This window comes from Sphingomonas japonica, from assembly GCF_006346325.1.
Taxonomy (GTDB): domain Bacteria; phylum Pseudomonadota; class Alphaproteobacteria; order Sphingomonadales; family Sphingomonadaceae; genus Sphingomonas; species Sphingomonas japonica.
Window position 1 is genome coordinate 879978 of record NZ_VDYR01000001.1, and the last position, 16269, is coordinate 896246.

The 16269-nt window shown below is 61.4% G+C and carries 23 protein-coding genes; 19 read left to right on the top strand and 4 right to left on the bottom strand.

Annotation, left to right across the window (positions count from 1 at the left end):
- Positions 1-2: 2 nt before the first annotated feature.
- The 19 genes from FHY50_RS04425 (at position 3) to FHY50_RS04510 (ending at position 14719) form a co-directional block, all read left to right on the top strand.
- Positions 3-659: a phage adaptor protein gene (locus FHY50_RS04425; protein WP_140047252.1), complete on the top strand. Its 657-nt coding sequence runs from the start codon at positions 3-5 to the stop codon at positions 657-659.
- On the top strand, positions 652-2067 hold the full coding sequence (locus tag FHY50_RS04430; RefSeq protein WP_140047254.1) for a hypothetical protein: 1416 nt from the start codon (positions 652-654) through the stop codon (positions 2065-2067). Before FHY50_RS04425 ends, FHY50_RS04430 begins: the two co-directional genes overlap by 8 nt.
- The gene (locus tag FHY50_RS04435; RefSeq protein WP_140047256.1) at positions 2064-2642 is read left to right on the top strand and encodes a hypothetical protein; all 579 of its coding nucleotides are present in this window, start codon (positions 2064-2066) and stop codon (positions 2640-2642) included. The genes FHY50_RS04430 and FHY50_RS04435 overlap by 4 nt, the downstream gene beginning before the upstream one ends.
- A 325-nt stretch (positions 2643-2967) precedes the next feature.
- Positions 2968-3213: a hypothetical protein gene (locus FHY50_RS14150; RefSeq protein WP_166745503.1), complete on the top strand. Its 246-nt coding sequence runs from the start codon at positions 2968-2970 to the stop codon at positions 3211-3213.
- Positions 3210-3575: a hypothetical protein gene (locus FHY50_RS04445; protein ID WP_140047260.1), complete on the top strand. Its 366-nt coding sequence runs from the start codon at positions 3210-3212 to the stop codon at positions 3573-3575. Before FHY50_RS14150 ends, FHY50_RS04445 begins: the two co-directional genes overlap by 4 nt.
- Positions 3576-3672: 97 nt before the next feature.
- Positions 3673-4248 (top strand): HNH endonuclease, encoded by a 576-nt coding sequence (locus tag FHY50_RS04450; protein ID WP_140047262.1) that lies wholly within the window; start codon positions 3673-3675, stop codon positions 4246-4248.
- Between the two features lie 120 nt (positions 4249-4368).
- Positions 4369-4929: a hypothetical protein gene (locus FHY50_RS04455; protein ID WP_140047264.1), complete on the top strand. Its 561-nt coding sequence runs from the start codon at positions 4369-4371 to the stop codon at positions 4927-4929.
- Positions 4929-5501: a hypothetical protein gene (locus tag FHY50_RS14155; RefSeq protein ID WP_166745504.1), complete on the top strand. Its 573-nt coding sequence runs from the start codon at positions 4929-4931 to the stop codon at positions 5499-5501. Before FHY50_RS04455 ends, FHY50_RS14155 begins: the two co-directional genes overlap by 1 nt.
- A 4-nt stretch (positions 5502-5505) precedes the next feature.
- A complete protein-coding gene (locus FHY50_RS04460; RefSeq protein ID WP_166745505.1) occupies positions 5506-5844 on the top strand; it encodes a transglycosylase SLT domain-containing protein in 339 nt (112 codons plus the stop codon).
- Entirely contained in the window at positions 5844-8405 is a 2562-nt protein-coding gene (locus FHY50_RS04465; RefSeq protein WP_140047268.1) for a TrbL/VirB6 family protein, read from the top strand. The genes FHY50_RS04460 and FHY50_RS04465 overlap by 1 nt, the downstream gene beginning before the upstream one ends.
- A 122-nt stretch (positions 8406-8527) precedes the next feature.
- Complete coding sequence (locus tag FHY50_RS04470; protein WP_140047269.1) at positions 8528-8854, top strand: hypothetical protein; 327 nt, start codon at positions 8528-8530, stop codon at positions 8852-8854.
- Positions 8855-9311: 457 nt separating this feature from the next.
- Positions 9312-11843: a hypothetical protein gene (locus FHY50_RS04475; protein ID WP_140047271.1), complete on the top strand. Its 2532-nt coding sequence runs from the start codon at positions 9312-9314 to the stop codon at positions 11841-11843.
- Between the two features lie 164 nt (positions 11844-12007).
- Entirely contained in the window at positions 12008-12505 is a 498-nt protein-coding gene (locus FHY50_RS04480; protein WP_140047273.1) for a hypothetical protein, read from the top strand.
- Between the two features lie 3 nt (positions 12506-12508).
- Positions 12509-12937 carry a hypothetical protein gene (locus FHY50_RS04485; RefSeq protein WP_140047275.1) on the top strand — a complete coding sequence of 143 codons (429 nt, stop codon included), beginning with the start codon at positions 12509-12511 and terminating at the stop codon, positions 12935-12937.
- Positions 12938-12942: 5 nt separating this feature from the next.
- Positions 12943-13602, top strand: a complete 660-nt coding sequence (locus tag FHY50_RS04490) for a hypothetical protein (RefSeq protein WP_208402886.1) — start codon at positions 12943-12945, stop codon at positions 13600-13602.
- On the top strand, positions 13599-13934 hold the full coding sequence (locus FHY50_RS04495) for a hypothetical protein (RefSeq protein ID WP_140047277.1): 336 nt from the start codon (positions 13599-13601) through the stop codon (positions 13932-13934). Before FHY50_RS04490 ends, FHY50_RS04495 begins: the two co-directional genes overlap by 4 nt.
- 11 nt (positions 13935-13945) lie before the next feature.
- Entirely contained in the window at positions 13946-14131 is a 186-nt protein-coding gene (locus FHY50_RS04500) for a hypothetical protein (RefSeq protein WP_140047279.1), read from the top strand.
- On the top strand, positions 14119-14517 hold the full coding sequence (locus FHY50_RS04505; protein WP_140047281.1) for a hypothetical protein: 399 nt from the start codon (positions 14119-14121) through the stop codon (positions 14515-14517). The genes FHY50_RS04500 and FHY50_RS04505 overlap by 13 nt, the downstream gene beginning before the upstream one ends.
- Complete coding sequence (locus tag FHY50_RS04510; protein ID WP_140047283.1) at positions 14501-14719, top strand: hypothetical protein; 219 nt, start codon at positions 14501-14503, stop codon at positions 14717-14719. Before FHY50_RS04505 ends, FHY50_RS04510 begins: the two co-directional genes overlap by 17 nt.
- A 388-nt stretch (positions 14720-15107) precedes the next feature.
- On the opposite strand, the gene FHY50_RS04515 is transcribed toward FHY50_RS04510, so the two are convergent.
- The 4 genes from FHY50_RS04515 to FHY50_RS04530 are packed head-to-tail and all read right to left on the bottom strand — an operon-like array spanning position 15108 to position 16240.
- The gene (locus FHY50_RS04515; RefSeq protein WP_140047285.1) at positions 15108-15305 is read right to left on the bottom strand and encodes a hypothetical protein; all 198 of its coding nucleotides are present in this window, start codon (positions 15303-15305) and stop codon (positions 15108-15110) included.
- A 14-nt stretch (positions 15306-15319) separates the two neighbouring features.
- Positions 15320-15646, bottom strand: coding sequence for a hypothetical protein (locus tag FHY50_RS04520; protein WP_140047287.1), 327 nt, complete (start codon positions 15644-15646; stop codon positions 15320-15322).
- Between the two features lie 4 nt (positions 15647-15650).
- Complete coding sequence (locus FHY50_RS04525) at positions 15651-15869, bottom strand: hypothetical protein (protein ID WP_140047289.1); 219 nt, start codon at positions 15867-15869, stop codon at positions 15651-15653.
- A 14-nt stretch (positions 15870-15883) separates the two neighbouring features.
- Complete coding sequence (locus FHY50_RS04530; protein WP_140047291.1) at positions 15884-16240, bottom strand: hypothetical protein; 357 nt, start codon at positions 16238-16240, stop codon at positions 15884-15886.
- Between the last annotated feature and the right edge of the window lie 29 nt (positions 16241-16269).

The window sequence follows — 16269 nt, forward strand, 5'->3', positions numbered from 1 at the left end:
TCATGGCTTTCATCATCCCATCCTATGTCGCTGGCGCGATCCGCAATTACTCCGATCTAATCGAAGAATTGCGCGATATGCTGGATGATGAGACCTACGAGCAATCCAAGCTGGACCGAGCGATCCGCAAGGCAGAGGCGATGTTCAATCGCGAGCTGCGGACACCGCAGATGGAAACCAGGGTTGAGATCACGGCGGCGAGCGAAATCGTAACGCTGCCAGAGGACTTCCTTTCGATGCGGGGCCTGTTCATCAGCGGACAGCCCGAGCGCCAGTTTGTCAGCATGTCGCCAGCGTCGGTGACGGGCGGATATAGCGGCATCGCGGGCACGCCGGGGGCTTACGCTATCGAAGGCGAGACGCTGCGCGTTGCCCCGGTCGGCACTGCCGCGCTGGTGATGAATTACTATGCTCGCATTCCGGCACTGTCGGAAGCAATTGCGACCAACTGGCTGCTGGAAGATCATCCCGACGTCTACGTGTCCGGGGCGATGTACTATTTGGCGCGGCGCGAGCGGGACGCGGAAGGCATGGCGCAGGCGTCTTCGGAGGTTTCCGAAATGCTGGCGTCGATCAATTCGGTTGGGATGCGCAATCGCTGGGGGGCGGGTCCGTTGGTGCCAAGCGGCATGCAGCAGGTTCGCGGCGTTCGTGCGTAAGCGAGTAACTTGGCCAGCCTATCTGCCCGATCAGATAGCGCGGGACAATCTCAACGTCGCCGTGAACGTGTTGCCAGCGGCGAACGGCTATCGACCGGTCAAGTCGGTGGCGGCGATCAGTGAGCCCTTGTCGGCGACGTTCAGGGGAGGGGCGGCGTTCATTTCGACGGACGGTACGGCGTATCTGTTGGCAGGGACCGCGAACGGGCTTGAGCGTTATTCGGCCGGCGCATGGTCGGTGCTGCTGACGGCAATGAGCGTGTCGGGCCGTTGGCGCTTCGCTCAGTTTGGCGATGCGGTGATTGCGGTCAACGATGTCGAGACCAAGGTTGTCGATCTGAACGCTGGCACGGCTGCGGCATTGACCGATGCACCAAACGGAACGTCGGTGGCGATCGTCGGGCCGCATGTCGTCATCGGGCAGGCGGACGGCAATAAGCTGCTGGTCCAGTGGAGTGCATTCAACGATCACACGGCATGGACGCCTGCGGTCAATCAGGCGGGGTTCCAACCCATGCTTGACGGCGGGGAGGTCATGGGGCTTGCCGGGGGTGAGTACGGCATTGTCCTGCAACGCTTCGCGCTAACCCGCATGAGCCTGTCGGGCGATGCCACCGCCCCGTTCACGTTCCAGCAGGTGACAAACAACGTGGGGTGCGCGTCGAAGGCCAGCATTGTGCAGGCGGGGCGCACGGTATTTTTCCTGTCGGATCGCGGCTTCATGGCGCTGGACGATGGCGCGGCGCTGCGGCCGATCGGGAATGAGAAGTTCGACCAGTCGTTTCGCGAGACGGTAGCGACCGACGATTACGAGCGGCTTTGGGCCGCAGTCGATCCGAAGCGCAGTCTGGTGATGTGGGGCATCCCTGGATTTCCGGGGCGTATTTGGGTTTATAACTGGGTTTTGGACCGGGCATCAACGATCGAGATTGCGTTTGCTGGTCTGTTCTCGGGCTATGAAAGCAGCGTCACGCTCGAGGAATTGTCGGTCCTGTATCCCGACCTCGACACGATGACGATCAGCCTGGACGATCCCCGTTTCTCGGGCGGGGATCCGCGATTGTACGTGGTGACCGATGCGCAGGAAGTAGGGGCGTTGACGGGTCCGAATCTGGAGGCGACGCTATCGCTAGGATGGTCGGAGCCGTTCGCATCGCAGGTTGCGCGGATGCGGTCGCTATGGCCGGAAACCGATGCAACCGACGGGGTGACGGTCACGATCGACGCTCGCCAGCGCATCGGCGACGTGATGGACGTCCAGACCGGTGCGGTGATGCAGTCGAGCGGGCGCGTGCCGATCCGCTGCCGGGGCCGATATATGACGTTCACCGTCACGCACGCGGCGGAGAGCGATTGGTCGTTCGATCAGGGTTTTGATTATGACGCGGACGCTGGCGGCACGCGATGAGCGGCGAACTGCTGGTCCCTGTTGATGGCAAGGGTATAGACTGGCCTCGCCGGGTGGCGAACGCGATCAACGCGTTGCAAGCCAGTCTAGCCGCGCTGCAACTGCGCGTCGATGACAAGAGTGGATGGGCAAATTATCGCGACAGCACAGCGGGACAGGCATTGGTCGCCGACACGCGGGCCCAGTGGACCAACAATGCCGCGACTATCGACGACAGTGAAAAGCCGACCGACGTAGCGACCTATTGGGATGCCGCCGACAACGCGGTGCCGGGTATGGCGGGGGACGCGGTGGTGCTGCGCATTCAATCGACCTTCACGCCATCGGATGGGACGGCGTCGATGTTGACAATGGACTTGGACATTGGCGGCGGGACTCTCGTCGATCAGCAGTCGATAGCGATTACGGGAGGTGCAGGGGTGCCGCAGCGTATCAGCTTCACCAGCCTGGGGTTCCAGCGAGATACGTGGGAGGCCAACGGGGCAAAGGTCTATGTCACGGCGGACGGTCCCGGCGATCTGACGAACAAGCGTATTCTCGTGGCGCGGATGCACAAGGCGAATGCCGGTGTCTGACGGCTATCACGGCGAGGACGGACTAAACGATCTTCGCTATCGGCTTCGGACGGTAGAGGCGCGGACGCCGCTTGCCGGGGAAAAAGGGGACAAGGGCGATAAGGGCGACAAAGGAGACACAGGCGCTGCGTCCACCGTCGCCGGTCCAGCTGGGCCTCAAGGTGCCACGGGCGCTACAGGGGCAACGGGAGCAACTGGACCTGCCGGATTAGGCACGGTTGCCCCGTCAGTGCCCACCAGGGCGCTAGGAACAGCATTCCGGCCCAGCACTACCAAAGCGGTGCTTTGCTCCTACAGCGTCCGCACACAGGTAACCAACCCTTTGTTGATCGGGACGTCGACGGCAACGGTTACGCTGCTGAGCGATGCGAGCAACCCGCCGACGACGGAACGGGCGCGGGTCGAGGCAACGTCTGGCGTTGGCCTCACGGTATCGATCGCGCTGACCGCGTCGAACGTCGCGCCGCTGACCTACATCGTTCCTGCCGGTCATTACGTGCGGCTCGTTTCAACGACATCGGGAACGGCAACGACGGCGATCGTATCGCAGGTGGAGGAAACGCTCGGATGACGCCGGGCGATAGCTACCTGAAGCATCGCCAAGCCTTCGCTGAACTGTTGGACCCGCGTTTTTACTCCATTGAATGGCTCGATAGCGAAGTCTGGTCTGGCGCGATCCGCACGTTCGGCAATGAGCGGGGCTGCATCCTGACGCGGCTCAAGCAGTACCCGACCGGTGCTTTGGAGATTCACGGCGAAGCGGCGGCGGGGGACATGGCCGCAATTCTCGAACTGATTGAACAAGCGGAAGAGTGGGGGCGTCAGATGGGCTGCGGAACTGCAACGATCGCAAGCCGTCCGGGATGGGCGCGGGTGCTGAGCGAGAAGGGGTGGGCGCTCCACCAGACCGAACTTCGAAAAGGATTGCTCTGAAATTCCTTGTTTTGTGATGGAGCAGGTTTAGAACAGATGGGCCGGAACGCTGCGTCAACAGCGCCCGGCCCTAACCAAAGCGAAAGGTGACTTCGCCATGGCTAACAAGCCAAATCCTACGGTTGAGCAGCTACGTCAACTGCTGCGTTACGATCCTGCAACGGGCAATCTTTTTTGGGTGCGCAGAGGGCCACAGTGGTTCGCTGATGGGTGCCGTTCGGCGCAACGCCGATCCAGCCAATGGGATGCTAAGTGGGCGGGGCGTTTAGCCCTGCATTGCATATGCGGCGATTACCGAAAAGGCGCGGTTTTAGAGAAGCAACTCATGGCTCATCGGGTGGCATCCGCCATAGCTAATGGCATCGAATTGCGCGATCTGCGTGAGATAGACCACATCAACGGGGTCAAGACCGACAATCGTCTTATCAACCTGCGTCACGTCACGCACGGCGAGAATGCGAAGAACGTCGCTGTATATCGTTCGAACACAAGCGGATTTCACGGTGTGATGTGGGAAAAGTCGCACAAGGCTTGGGCGGCAAAAATCAACATCAACGGCCGCCAGTGTCGCATCGGTAGGTTCAAGAAGTTTGATGATGCAGTAGCTGCGCGGAAGGCGGCGGAAGTCCGATATGGTTACCATGAAAATCATGGTCGCCCCGGCCGAAAATAGGAGGTTCCCATCGGATTATCATCCAGCAAATCGTCGTCGACCACAAAGCCGATTTACTCGGCGCAGGTCGAGGGAGCGGCGCGCAACGTGACCGGTGCGTATAATCAGCAGGCTCCCAAGTTGACCGCGATCACCGATCAGCTTGGCTCATTGGTTCCGGGGCTGCTCGATCAGTACAAGACCGGCGACCCGAACGTGAACGCCGCCAAGTCCTACAACATGGACGTACTGAGCGGGAAGTATCTTAACGGCAACCCGTATCTCGATGATATCGTGCAGCAGACCGGCGACGACGTGCGCAACGGCGTCTCGGCATCGCTTGGCACGCGGGGGCTTGTTGGCGGATCGGCGCAGTCGGACATTGTCTCGCGCAATCTGGCCAACAACTCGAATACGCTGCGGTACACCGATTATAACAACCAGATGCAGCGCATGGACGGCGCGGTGGGACAGGCTACCGGTTTGAACGCCGCCAGTCAGTTGCCCTTGGCTTCATTGCTTGAGATCGCACAGGCGCAGCAGATGCCGGTTCAGGCCGCATCGGGCGCAGGATCGGCGATCGGTGGGTTGCTCGGTCAATATACGAACCAGACGCAGAAATCGTCGCCATCGCTAGGGGCTATCCTCGCTCAGATCGCGGGCAACGCCGCCAACACCTATGCATCCGGAGGGTTCGGCTAATGGGTATTTTCGGCGCATCGATCATGCCGGGCGTTGGCAAGGTCGGGCTGAACAGTCTGGCGGCACTACACCAAGGTGATGAGCAGCCGCCCGTAATACAGCCGTTCAAGCCCAACACTACGCAGAAGATTTTCGGCGTGTTGGGGGATAGCCTTTCGATCGCAGGCGGGGGGAGTCCATCGTTTGGCCCCATGCTCCAGCGGCAACGCGAAATGGCAATGCAGCAGCAGCAGGCGCAGCTTGAGCGCGCAAACGATTATGCCGATTGGCAGCGCAAGCAGGAATACCAGGCGGCTAATCCGGGACCGCAGCGTCCGACCGCGCTCCAGCAAAACTACGAATATCTCAAGGGCCTGAACCCGGCGCTTGCCGAGCAGTTCATTCAGAACGAAGCGACTGCGCCCCCGGTGGTTGTCCAGAACCCGGATGGCACCCGCACGGTCTATCCTAGCGGCGCAATCCCGCGCGGTCCCGCCCCACAGCGCCCGCCAGTCGGCGCGCGCGTTTCCGACCCTCGCACGGCAGGAGGTCCGACGCCCACAGCGTCGGGTACCTTTCGCCAGCCCTTTTGACGCAGTGATCCAGCAGGAAAGCGGCGGGCGTCCCGGTGTGCTTGGACCGCCAACGAAATACGGACGCGCGCAGGGCCTTACGCAGATGCTTCCCGCCACCGCTCAAGAAATGGCGGGCAAGCTCGGCGTGCCGTGGCGACCTGACCTGATGACCGGCAAAACCCCGCAAGCCGCGCAATATCAGCGGGCGCTCGGGGAAGCGTATTTCCAGCAGGGTATGCGCGAGACCGGCAATCTACCCGATGCGATCAAATACTACCACGGCGGGCCTGATCGTCGCCAGTGGGGACCAAAAACCCGCAACTATGCCGACCAGGTTCTAGCCCGGATGGGAACGCGATAATGCAGCAGACTTTTACCCATGAAGGCGTGGTTTATCGCGATCTGGGCAATGGCGAAGTCGAGGTCGTCGGCTATGCCGATGCGCCCGCGCAGCAAGACCCGTACACCATCGGCACGCCCGATCCTGCGGCGGCGTATGCCGCTCCCAAGGCGCAGTTGGATATCGCACGTGGGCAGGCTGATCTCGCCGCCAGCGCCCGCGACGCCGCACTTGCGCCCTATGCTCAGCAGAAGGCGGCGGCAGACGCGCGCAGGGCAGTCGCGGAAGCCGAAAAAATCGAACGCGAGTTGACGTCAGCGCCACCCGCCAAGACGCAAGCGGCTCGCCAGCAGCGCGCCGCGAAGTTGCAGGCACTTGTCGGTCAAATCCAGCGCGTCGAACAGCTTTACCAATCGACCGTTGGGCAGACCAGCGGCGTGGGAGGCTTGGCGGACTATCTGCCCACCGAGGCCAATCGGCAGTTTGACACGGCGGCGGCGGGATTGGCTGAGCAAGGGCTGGCGGCGTTCCGTGTGCCGGGCGTCGGCGCGCAGTCGGACACCGAGTTGCGGCAGTTCGTGCAGGCCAACAAGCCGCAGGCGTCAGACTATGACGTAGCGATCGAAGAAAAGCTGCGCCAGCTTCGCGGCCGGGTCGATGCCGAGCGGCAGGGTATCGGGCTTGAGCCGGTCAACTGGAATGGCACTGAGCCTAACCGGGACACCGCTCCCGCTGCGAATATGGCGGCACCGGGCGGCGTAGATCGCAGCACGACGTTCTATGGCGATGGCGGTTCAGGCGGCAGCATGGGACTGTCTGGCGGCGGTACCCGCTCCGAAACCGATCCGGCGCGTGCAGGGGTCGCAGCGCGGCTCAACCGGCTGCTGACGTCGGGTGCTGCTGACGAGGAAATCCTACGCTATGCGTCGGGGGTTGGTGCAGACCCAGCGTCGGTTCGGTCGGTGCTGGAGTTTCGCCGCCAGAACCCGAATTATCGCGGAAGCTACAACGCCGCCGATCTGGAGATGCGCGACGTGCCGCTGTCTGGATTGGATGCAGCGGTCAACAGTGCGGCGCAAAGCCCAGGCGGCGCATTCGCTATCAGCGCGGGCGATATCGTCACGCCGGGTGGCCTAGCATCTTGGACCGGAAACACTGATCTGGCGCGTGCGGGCATCGAAGGCGTCCGCGAGACCAACCCGATGGCCTCGACGCTCGGTTCGATCGCTGGCGGCGTTCTAGGCGCCGGTATGGCTGAGCTTGGCGCTGCTCGATTTGGCCTGTCCGGTATCAACGCCGCTCGCGCTGGCGATGCCGCTTTCGGGGCATATGTTGGTGCAGGACAGGCAGACCCCGGCAATCGTCTGATGGGAGCCGGTGAAGGCGCTCTGGCTGGCACTGTGGGTGGCATGTTCGGTCGCGGTGTCACTCGCGGCGCTGGCGGCGCGGTGTCGGGCGTGCGCAATGCCGCAATCGATACGCTTCGCGCTCGCGGGGTGCCACTGACTGCCGGGCAAGCGCTATCGCAAAGCGGTCGCGTCGGCGCAGCGGTGAAGGGGATCGAAGACCGTTTGAGCGGGGTTCCGGTCATCGGGGATATGGTCAACGCTCGCCGCACCGAAGGGCTCCGCGAGTTTAACCGGGCAGCGTTCGACGAAGCGCTTATGCCGATTGGGGAAAACTCTGCCGGGATGATTGCAGAGGATGGCGTTGCCCGCGCTCGGGGATTGGTGGGCAATGCCTACACCAACGCACTGGACGGCGTGCAAGTGCAGGCCGACGCTCCGTTTATCGGAGACATGCAGAACACAATCGGTCGAGCGGCGGGACTTCCCGACCCCTTGAACGGGCAGGCAGCGTACACGCTGCGAACGCGCGTTGGTGAATCGTTCGACCCGCAAGGCGGCATGACCGGCAACAATTTTCAGCAGTCGTTGCGCGGCCTTCGCCGGGACGCTGGAGCGGTACGAAACCAGCCCTATGGCTACGACTTCGGCGAAGTGACGCGGGGCGCAGAGGATGCGCTGAACGGCATGGTCAATCGCCAAGCGCCCGACGTCGTTCCTGCCCTTCGCAGCGCCAACGAGGCATATGGCCGGGTTGGCATTGTCCGCGATGCGGTGACAGCTGCGCGCAATGGCACTCGTTCAGGGGAAGGAGGCACCTTCGCGGCGTCTCAGTTGAGCGATGCCGCCGCTCGAAATGCCCGGCGCTATGGGGGCACCCAGGCTACACCTGACCAGCCCTTCTATGATCTGACGTCGGCTGCACGCGATGTGTTGCCAAGTCGTATTCCTGATAGCGGCACAGCGGGCCGGTTGGCGACGCTGGCATTGCCCGGTGCCTTCGGCGGTGCGGGGTATGGCTTGGATCAAACCGGGCTTACCGAAGGCGCAGGCGCAGGCGGGCTTGCCGTTGGCGCGCTACTGACTGCTGGCGGAACGCGGCGCGGGCAACAGGCACTGACCCGCGCTTTGACCGAACGCGGCCCCCGCGCTCAAGCGGTGGGGCGTGCAATCCGTGACAACGCTCGGCTCGGGGGCATCTTCGGTGCCAGCCTCGTGCCGGTTCTTACTCAGTGAGCGCTGTTTCCACATAGCATAGCCGGTGAACAAAGCGCCTTTAATCGCGCACGACACCGCAATTTCAAAAGCTCCCATGTCCGAAAGCTACCACGGTTCAGCCCCGTGGGAAAGGAAGCCCCATGCCCTTTTCCGAATATTCTACGAACCCCTCGGCGAACACCACGATCGGGGGAAAGTTTGTCGGCGAGGACTGCCCGCCCGGCAATATAAATGATGCAATCCGCCAGCTCGCAGCGGACGGCAAGGATCTGTCGAACACGGTAGGCGCCGGATCGGCGGCGATGCCTAAAAGCGGGGGCGAGTTCACTGGTGATATCGTTCGGGCGGGGCGGGGAGGGTACCTTCACCATGCCAATCCGGCACAAAGCGATGGTCGGCTTGTCTTCAAAGCGCAAGGATCGTCGCGACCCGCTGCGGCCGAAGGCATGATCGTCTTCTATTACTGATGGAGATTTTTACAGGGGGGGCATGGCGCTCCGTGCAATCCGCCGAAGTATTTATCGGCGGTGCCTGGAGGCGGCTACGCTACATCGAAGCATACATAGGCGGGAATTGGGAGCGTGTCGCGACCTTTGCCGCAACTTTGTCGGCGACCGTCTCACCAAGTCTAGTCACCGGTAGCGAATACTCCCCTCTTTCCAAGCCAGAACCCGTGACCAGCGAACCCGCATCAACGGTGGTGGTCGGCGGAATCGGCCCGTTCAAATATTCTTGGTCCTGTCCCCTCGCAACACCTTTGTCGCCAAGCATGGCACAAAGTCAATTTCGCGCAGTAGTTCCGCCAGATGCTGAAATCCGAACAATTGCCAATGTTACCGTAACAGACGCTCTTGGTTCAACTGCAACTGCCTCAGTGTCCATAATCCTGAACAATTCGAGCAGTCCAATACTTTAGGGGGCGACATGTTTCATTATTACCAAGCCTTGATCGATCAGGCAGGAAATGCCCGTATTGGTTATTACGTGCGCCTCGTGAACCCTGACACATTTGCGGCCGTGGAATTGTTTTCCGACGACAGTGGGACACCGATTGTCGGTGAAAGCGGAATTGAAAATGCCGCCCGATCCGATGATGACGGCAATCTATCGCTATATGTCGCTCCCGGGACGTATCATTTCGATGTCTATGCGCCAGACGGCGAGACGTTCATTATTCGTTTTGAAGAAATCCCCATGTCGGGAGAAGGGCCTCCCGGGCCGAAGGGTGACCCAGGCGGCAGCGTTGCTTTCGTCGGTCTATTCCCGCAAATCCCAGGTTTTCTGATTGAAGGTTCCGACGTAATCCAGACGTCGGGATACGACCAGGTGGGCGTGGGCATCGCTCAATATGCCGCGTTCGATTTTGGCAGCGAGGCTGCAAACGACGCGTATGTCGCGGCAAACCCCCGTATTGCAGTCAAGTCTTCGAACGCTCGGTTCTTCCGCTTGACAACCGATCAGTCGGTTGCGTTTCAGTCTTTCGGAGCGAGGCCGAACGCGGCGGACAACAGCGACGCTTGGAATGCCGCAGTCGCTTTTTGCCAATCAGCCGGGGTTATCCTGTCTCTGGCAGGTGGCGGCACCTATGCGATTCCGAACGCGACTACTCTGTCGCTCACTTCGCAGCTGACTGTCATCGGCGACGGCAAAACTACGCTCGACGGTGGCGACGGGGTGACGCTGTTCAAGCCGGTTTCGGCAGGCTTCACCTTCCGGGACGTGCGAACGGTCAACGTGACGCTATGCTATTCGTTCAACGAGATCACCACCAATATTCCCCTGATCGATCTGACGGGATGGCAACCGAACAACACTTTGGACGTCTTGGGAGCCGTACTTTACAGCCGCAATGATGTCGGCACGAACTTCACGCTCGACAAGCTCTATCTTGACAACATCCGAGGACTGGGCGGCGTCGGAGGGGTGCACATGCGCTGTCAGGTGCTCGGGGGGTCGCTGGATAACTCGCGCTGGGAAAACATCAGCGTCCCGAATACTGACAAACATTTCAGCGGCAATAACATGATTGGCACCGGATATAATTCCGGGTTCAACATCGGCATCGAGAACACAATCAACGACTTCCCGACATTGCCGGGCGGGTTCGTCGTCGGCGACGTTACGGTGCGCAACGTGATGGACAACCGGGTCCAGCGGGTCGGCGGGACGACCACTAATTGCGACGGCGTTCGGATCATCACGCCGTACACTCAAGCCGGAAGCATCGAAGTCTATAACGTCAACAGCGCTTACCGCGTCGACACCACAGGGGTTTACACCAAAGCACTATTCGGCGGTTCGCGGCGACTATTGCTGATCGATGCAGGACGTCACGAAGCGGCGCTGACCATTAAAGGCAACACGCGAGAAGGGCCGGAAGTCGCAAGCCCTCCCGGTTACGGGACCAAGTGGGATAGCGTCACGATCGCTTGCCGTGCCACCGGTTACAATCAGCGCACCGCGATCAGCCTCAACAGCGATGACGTGACGATTGGCCGGGCGCTGATCGAGAACATGGGCGGTGATATCGAAGACCCTGCGACGCCTGGCATGGCCGCCAGCGGCGTTCGCGGATCGATCTACAGCACCAGCGGATTGAAGCGTAAGCTCAATCTCGGCGACATCGACATTTTCAACAACGTCCTAGCCGGTAGCTGCCGCCTGATTAGTTTGGACGGCTATCGAGTGATCTACATCGACCGCCTGTATATTGACGGCGCGAGCAATGCCGGGCGGTTCGCCGGGGTACCTACAGGAACGGAGCAGGCGCTCCAGCTTATCCGCACAGTGGCGACGCTAGTCCCCATCGACGATCTGGTCATCAACTCGCTGGTCGTCAAGAATCTGGTGAAGGTGAACGGGCAGTTCGCTTCGGCTATTCGAGTGCCCAGTACGGCGGTCGGGATCGGCCGCATTTCCATCCTTGGCGGGTCGGCGGATAGCACGCTCGACAGGCTGATTGATACGCAAGCCGGTGGTCCGCCGATCGGCAGCCTGCGCATCGCCAATTTCGACTTGTCGGCTGTCGGGACGCCGTTCGCGCTCGACACACAACCCACCGAGTTCATTTTCAACGGGGCCATGATCGGGCCATCCACGAACATTGTCACAAATGGCGGGTTCACGGATGGCACAGGCTGGACGACCAGCGGCAGTTGGACGATCGGCGGGGGCGTCGCCACGCACGCAACGGGTTCGACCGGCAACCTCGACACCACTGTTCCGCTGGTCGCCGGACAAAAATACATGCTTCAGTTCACCATCACCGGCAGCGGCGGCAACATCATCCCGTCATTCCAGGGCGGGACCGCAGTTGTCGCAACCCCGATCAGCACTTCCGGCAAGGTCACGATCTTCATGCGGGCGCTGACCGGCAACAACCTGCTGCGCATCGCCGCCAGCTCGTCGGCAAACAAGTTCGTCGACGACATCGGCCTGTATGCGGTCGGAAACTGAACCCCTGTTTCAACCAAGGAGAACGACATGACCGTACTAACCGACCCTGACCCGATCGATCCGGTTCCGGCACCAACCCCGCCGCCTCCAGCAGCGCCACCGGGTGGTGGCAGCGGCGGTTCGGGCAACCCAACGCCACCCCCAGGTCCGCCGAAGCGCTGACTGTGGAGAACAGCCACCTTTACGGCATTCTGAGCGTCCTGAGCGTCTTTGCGGCGCTTGGGGCACCGGAAGGACAGCGGGGGCGTTCATTCGTCTCTGCTGGCCTGCTATGCGCCGGGTGGTGGCTGTTCATCGCATCATGGTCGGACACGCCACCGGCGAGCCTGTTTTGGGCGATCGGGCTTCCCGTCGAACCGGTCGATATATGGGCAGTCACCGACGCTCTGTGCGCAGCGATCATTCTGGCGCTGGCGTATCAATATTGGTGGGGCAAGGCGCTGTGGGCGCTGCTTGTTTGCCAGCTCGCGCTTCACGTCATCCACCAGCACGGGGGCTTGGGGTTCGCACCGTACAGCGCTGCCCTTGATGTTCTGTTCCTAGCGCAACTGGCGGTGCTTTTCCTGCTTGGGGGAGGCGGAGTTGTCGCTGCTGTGTCTGATCGTAACCGTCATGTCCGGGATGCTCGTCATCCGTATCGGACAGCATCGCAGGAAGAATAAGCGGTGAGCCTGTGGGATCACCTTGGCGCGGGTTGGACCCCCGGCGCTGTCGGTGTCTGGTCGCTGCTCGGGGCCGTGCTGCTGGGGTGGTGGAAGGGGCTTCCCGCTGTTCTGGACGCTTTCGAGCGCAGGCAATCCGGGATCGAACTTCGCACCGAAGCTCTGTTGGACGCGCAGGCCAAGCGCTTTGCCGAGCAACTCGCCGCTGCCGATGATCGCCATGATGAGTGCATGGAAGGGCAGAAAGCCTTGCGCGCCGAGATGACCGAAATCCGCCGCGAGAACGGGGAGCTTCGCAGCATCATTCACGCGATGCAGCAGGCTGGCAGTTCGATGCAAGCCGTGGTCGCTCGCGCGATCACCGATGGCCACGAAAGCCACATGCCGCGCGCGCTGGACAAGCTTGACGAATTGAAAGGGGCGAGGGAATGACGAGCTTGGCAGCTATCCAAAAGCACGTCGGCGTTACGCCAGATGGTGCGTGGGGCCCGAACACCGCCAATGCCATTGCGAAGGCGCTGGGGATGCTCGGCAAGCCGCGCGAGTTGACGAACCCGGAAGCGTTCTACGCCGGCGTGCGGGGCGTCACGGGATCGCTTGACCAAGTGCAGGTCAACGTCATCCAATCGCTGCTGTCCAGCGCTGCGGATTGGTCCGTCGCATGGATGGCCTACGCGCTCGCAACAGGATGGCATGAAGCGCGCCTGCGCCCGATCGAGGAAATCGGCAAGGGCAAGGGGCGTAAATACGGCGGACCCGGCAAGCATGGCCAGATCGCCTATGGCCGGGGACTGGTTCAGCTAACCTGGGATTACAACTACGCCAAAGCCGATGCCGAGCTGGGGCTGAACGGCGCGCTGCTCGCCGACTATGCGAAGGCGCTCGAACCTTCGATCGCGGTTGCCATCATGGTGCAGGGCATGGCGGAAGGCTGGTTCACCGGTAGATCGCTGGCGACGTACCTGCCCGACGAACGTGGGACGTTCGAACAGTTCAAGGCAGCGCGCCGGATCATCAACGGGACCGATCGCGAAGAACTGATCGCAGGCTATGCGCAGTCGTTTCAGGCGGCGCTTACCGCAGGGGGCTGGGCATGAACCTTCGCGACGCTCTTGGCGTATCCCTGATCGGCGGTTTTCTGCTCGCGCTCGGCGTGCTGTTCTTCAAGGCCATCCCTCAATCCAACGAGCAGTTGATCGTCTACATGCTCGGGCAGCTATCCGGCTTTGCGGGCGGCATCGTCGCATATCATTACACGCTGTCGAAGCAGTCTGAGAAGGCGACCGAGAACACCGGCGATGCTTTCAAGGCGATTGCCGCTGCCGCAGCCTCGCGCCCTGCTGACGACGGCCCCACCGGCAACGCAGGCGATCCGCTGCATACCGTAGAGGAAGAATCCGGGCCGCGCGGTTCAGCGGCATTAGAGTGAAGGATACGCAGATGACTACCAAGGTGACGATTGACGCGCACGCGGGCTGGCCTGTGCTGGTTACTATCAAGAACGGCGAACCGGCATATCCTAAGTCGGTATCAACTGAGACCGTCGAAGCCAACACTGTCCGGGATTTCTACATTCACAGCGGCATGCAGATCGTCGGCATCGAAGAACAGCCATGGCCGGAGTGATAGCCATGATCTCCGCAGCCCTCGCCAGCATCCGCGCCAACGTCCTGCCCTATGCTCTGGCGGCAGCGCTGCTCGCCATCATGGGGGTGTATCTCATGGGCGATCACGTCGGTGCGAACCGGGTCAAGGAGCGCCACCAAGCCCAACTGGAGCGCATCCAGGCGGAATCCGACCGTCTGCAACGCGCCGCAGACCGCCTGCTCGTTGCCCGCCAGCAGCAGGCCCGCACCACCATCGCCACCGATCGAAAGGCCCTCGACGATGCTATCTCGCAGATCCCGGATCGCCCTACTGACGATCGTCAGTCTATCATTGCCTGCCGCGAGCTGCGGCGAACGTCCCCGGCCCTTGCTGACACCGCCTGCGCAGGTGTTCCAGCGCCCTGAGCGGCCCGTACAGACCGCAGAGACAGTCACCAGCGCCAAGGCTTACGAGGACTGGCGCAACGACTGGATGGACTATGCCAAGACGCTTGATGCGGGCTGGTACAGCGCGTGCCGGTGGTTCGCCGATGCTGACGTGCCGGTGACTTGCGGCGACGCTCCGCCAGAGGTCAGCGATCTTCCCGCCGCCGCACCGCCTCGATAATCTTCGACACGTCCCGCTCGCGTTCGGGATTGCGCTTCGACGCTGCTCGCTTGCCGTGGAAGTAGGCGACAACTGCCTTTTCCATCTCAGTGGGCACAGCGTCGTACGATAATGCAGGCGGCGATATCAGCGCCTCGTTCGCGTGTCTCTCGGTCCTTGCTGGCGAGCATGTCGCGAACGGGCTGGCGAAGGCGGGATAGCTGCTGGCGTAGGGTGGCGGGGTCCATCGAATCGGCTCCTATGGTGGAGCGAGAACAGACCACGAATCTATACCTGTAGGAAAACGATTACGTCACCAGGTCGAGATACCCCAGCGCGATCACCAGCAGCAGGACCGTAGCGCCGACCCCTAGCCAATACTCGCGGGATGCGAACAGGCCCTTGCGTTTCAACATTTCGAAATGGCTTGACCGCTGATAAGGCCGAACATCGCTAAGTGGCGAAACGCTGCCGCAGCGCCTATCACAAGGAAAGCGGTGGCGGCGATAATGTCGCCCGCCTCGGCTCGGTCAGCGCAGGCTACTATTGCCATCGCGACAAAAGCGACTGCCATCATGAAATGGCCAAGCGCGCGAACGATCTCCATCGGGCTACCCTTCCTCAAAAACCCCGCACCAAAGTGCAATCTTGAATTATAAGATGGCGCGAAGGGTCAGCCTCTTTGACGACGAAATCGTCCGGCCCAAAGTCATCGGGCACAGGTGTCGTTTTGCCCACAATACATAGCCGCTGCGACAGATGCAGATCACGCCCGATCACTGCTATTTCCTCGCCCTGTTCATAGACGCGCTCATCAAACAGCACGCGCTCATTACGAATCGCCGCTGCCAATCCTGCAAGGTCGTCGTCGGTGCCGTTGGCGAAGATCACCGACACGAACATCGTACCCAAGTCCGTCCGCGGGCGCTCAAGCGTGTTGGTCGTCATCGGGCTATCCTTCCTTGGCAGCGCGGATCATGGCGGTGAATACGTCCTCAACCAAGCTGCTTTCGCAATCTCCGGCTGCGCGCAACATCGCCTCACTTACATTATCTGCTAGAGCGTCAAGGGCATTGGCCATCGCGTCGGTGGGGCTGTAATAGTCGGTGAAGCCGCGCGGATTGTTCGGGTCGGGCAGGCGCACAATCCCGCTGTTGAACGCCGACAGCATCGCTCTAATCGGTGTCATAGCTTGCTGACCTTATCCAGAGCGGCGCGGGCGACGTTGCCGAAATCGGTGCTGTCCACACCCCACGGTCCTTCGTTCGGCCATTCGTGGTTCGCCGAGTAGAAGTCCAGCGCCTCTCGCATGATCTGGATGGCGTCGGCTGCGGAAACCATCGCCAATCCGTCCCTTCCGCCCACGCAAGCAGTATTGCCGCTCCCATCGTCAAGCATCCATTGTCCCCATCGCCGCAGCCGTTCTTCCAGCTTCTCAGTCATGGCAAGGCGCTCCATCGTTATCGGGAACCGGGTCATGGTGTCGGCGAAAAGAACATCGACATCGGCCTCCCGCGCACGGCTCTCCAGCTTATCGGTCATTGGGATTGCTCCTGAGGGTGGGGAGACGG

Excerpts from the sequence above, each read along its gene's own strand:
- FHY50_RS04505 (WP_140047281.1), top strand. The coding sequence starts at position 14,119 with ATGGCCGGAGTGATAGCCATGATCTCCGCAGCCCTCGCCAGCATCCGC.
- FHY50_RS14155 (WP_166745504.1), top strand. The coding sequence starts at position 4,929 with ATGGGTATTTTCGGCGCATCGATCATGCCGGGCGTTGGCAAGGTCGGG.
- FHY50_RS04425 (WP_140047252.1), top strand. The coding sequence starts at position 3 with ATGGCTTTCATCATCCCATCCTATGTCGCTGGCGCGATCCGCAATTAC.
- FHY50_RS04470 (WP_140047269.1), top strand. The coding sequence starts at position 8,528 with ATGCCCTTTTCCGAATATTCTACGAACCCCTCGGCGAACACCACGATC.
- FHY50_RS04495 (WP_140047277.1), top strand. The coding sequence starts at position 13,599 with ATGAACCTTCGCGACGCTCTTGGCGTATCCCTGATCGGCGGTTTTCTG.
- FHY50_RS04450 (WP_140047262.1), top strand. The coding sequence starts at position 3,673 with ATGGCTAACAAGCCAAATCCTACGGTTGAGCAGCTACGTCAACTGCTG.
- FHY50_RS04530 (WP_140047291.1), bottom strand. The coding sequence starts at position 16,240 with ATGACCGATAAGCTGGAGAGCCGTGCGCGGGAGGCCGATGTCGATGTT.
- FHY50_RS04475 (WP_140047271.1), top strand. The coding sequence starts at position 9,312 with ATGTTTCATTATTACCAAGCCTTGATCGATCAGGCAGGAAATGCCCGT.
- FHY50_RS04525 (WP_140047289.1), bottom strand. The coding sequence starts at position 15,869 with ATGCTGTCGGCGTTCAACAGCGGGATTGTGCGCCTGCCCGACCCGAAC.
- FHY50_RS04465 (WP_140047268.1), top strand. The coding sequence starts at position 5,844 with ATGCAGCAGACTTTTACCCATGAAGGCGTGGTTTATCGCGATCTGGGC.
- FHY50_RS04520 (WP_140047287.1), bottom strand. The coding sequence starts at position 15,646 with ATGACGACCAACACGCTTGAGCGCCCGCGGACGGACTTGGGTACGATG.
- FHY50_RS04445 (WP_140047260.1), top strand. The coding sequence starts at position 3,210 with ATGACGCCGGGCGATAGCTACCTGAAGCATCGCCAAGCCTTCGCTGAA.
- FHY50_RS04515 (WP_140047285.1), bottom strand. The coding sequence starts at position 15,305 with ATGGAGATCGTTCGCGCGCTTGGCCATTTCATGATGGCAGTCGCTTTT.
- FHY50_RS04435 (WP_140047256.1), top strand. The coding sequence starts at position 2,064 with ATGAGCGGCGAACTGCTGGTCCCTGTTGATGGCAAGGGTATAGACTGG.
- FHY50_RS04500 (WP_140047279.1), top strand. The coding sequence starts at position 13,946 with ATGACTACCAAGGTGACGATTGACGCGCACGCGGGCTGGCCTGTGCTG.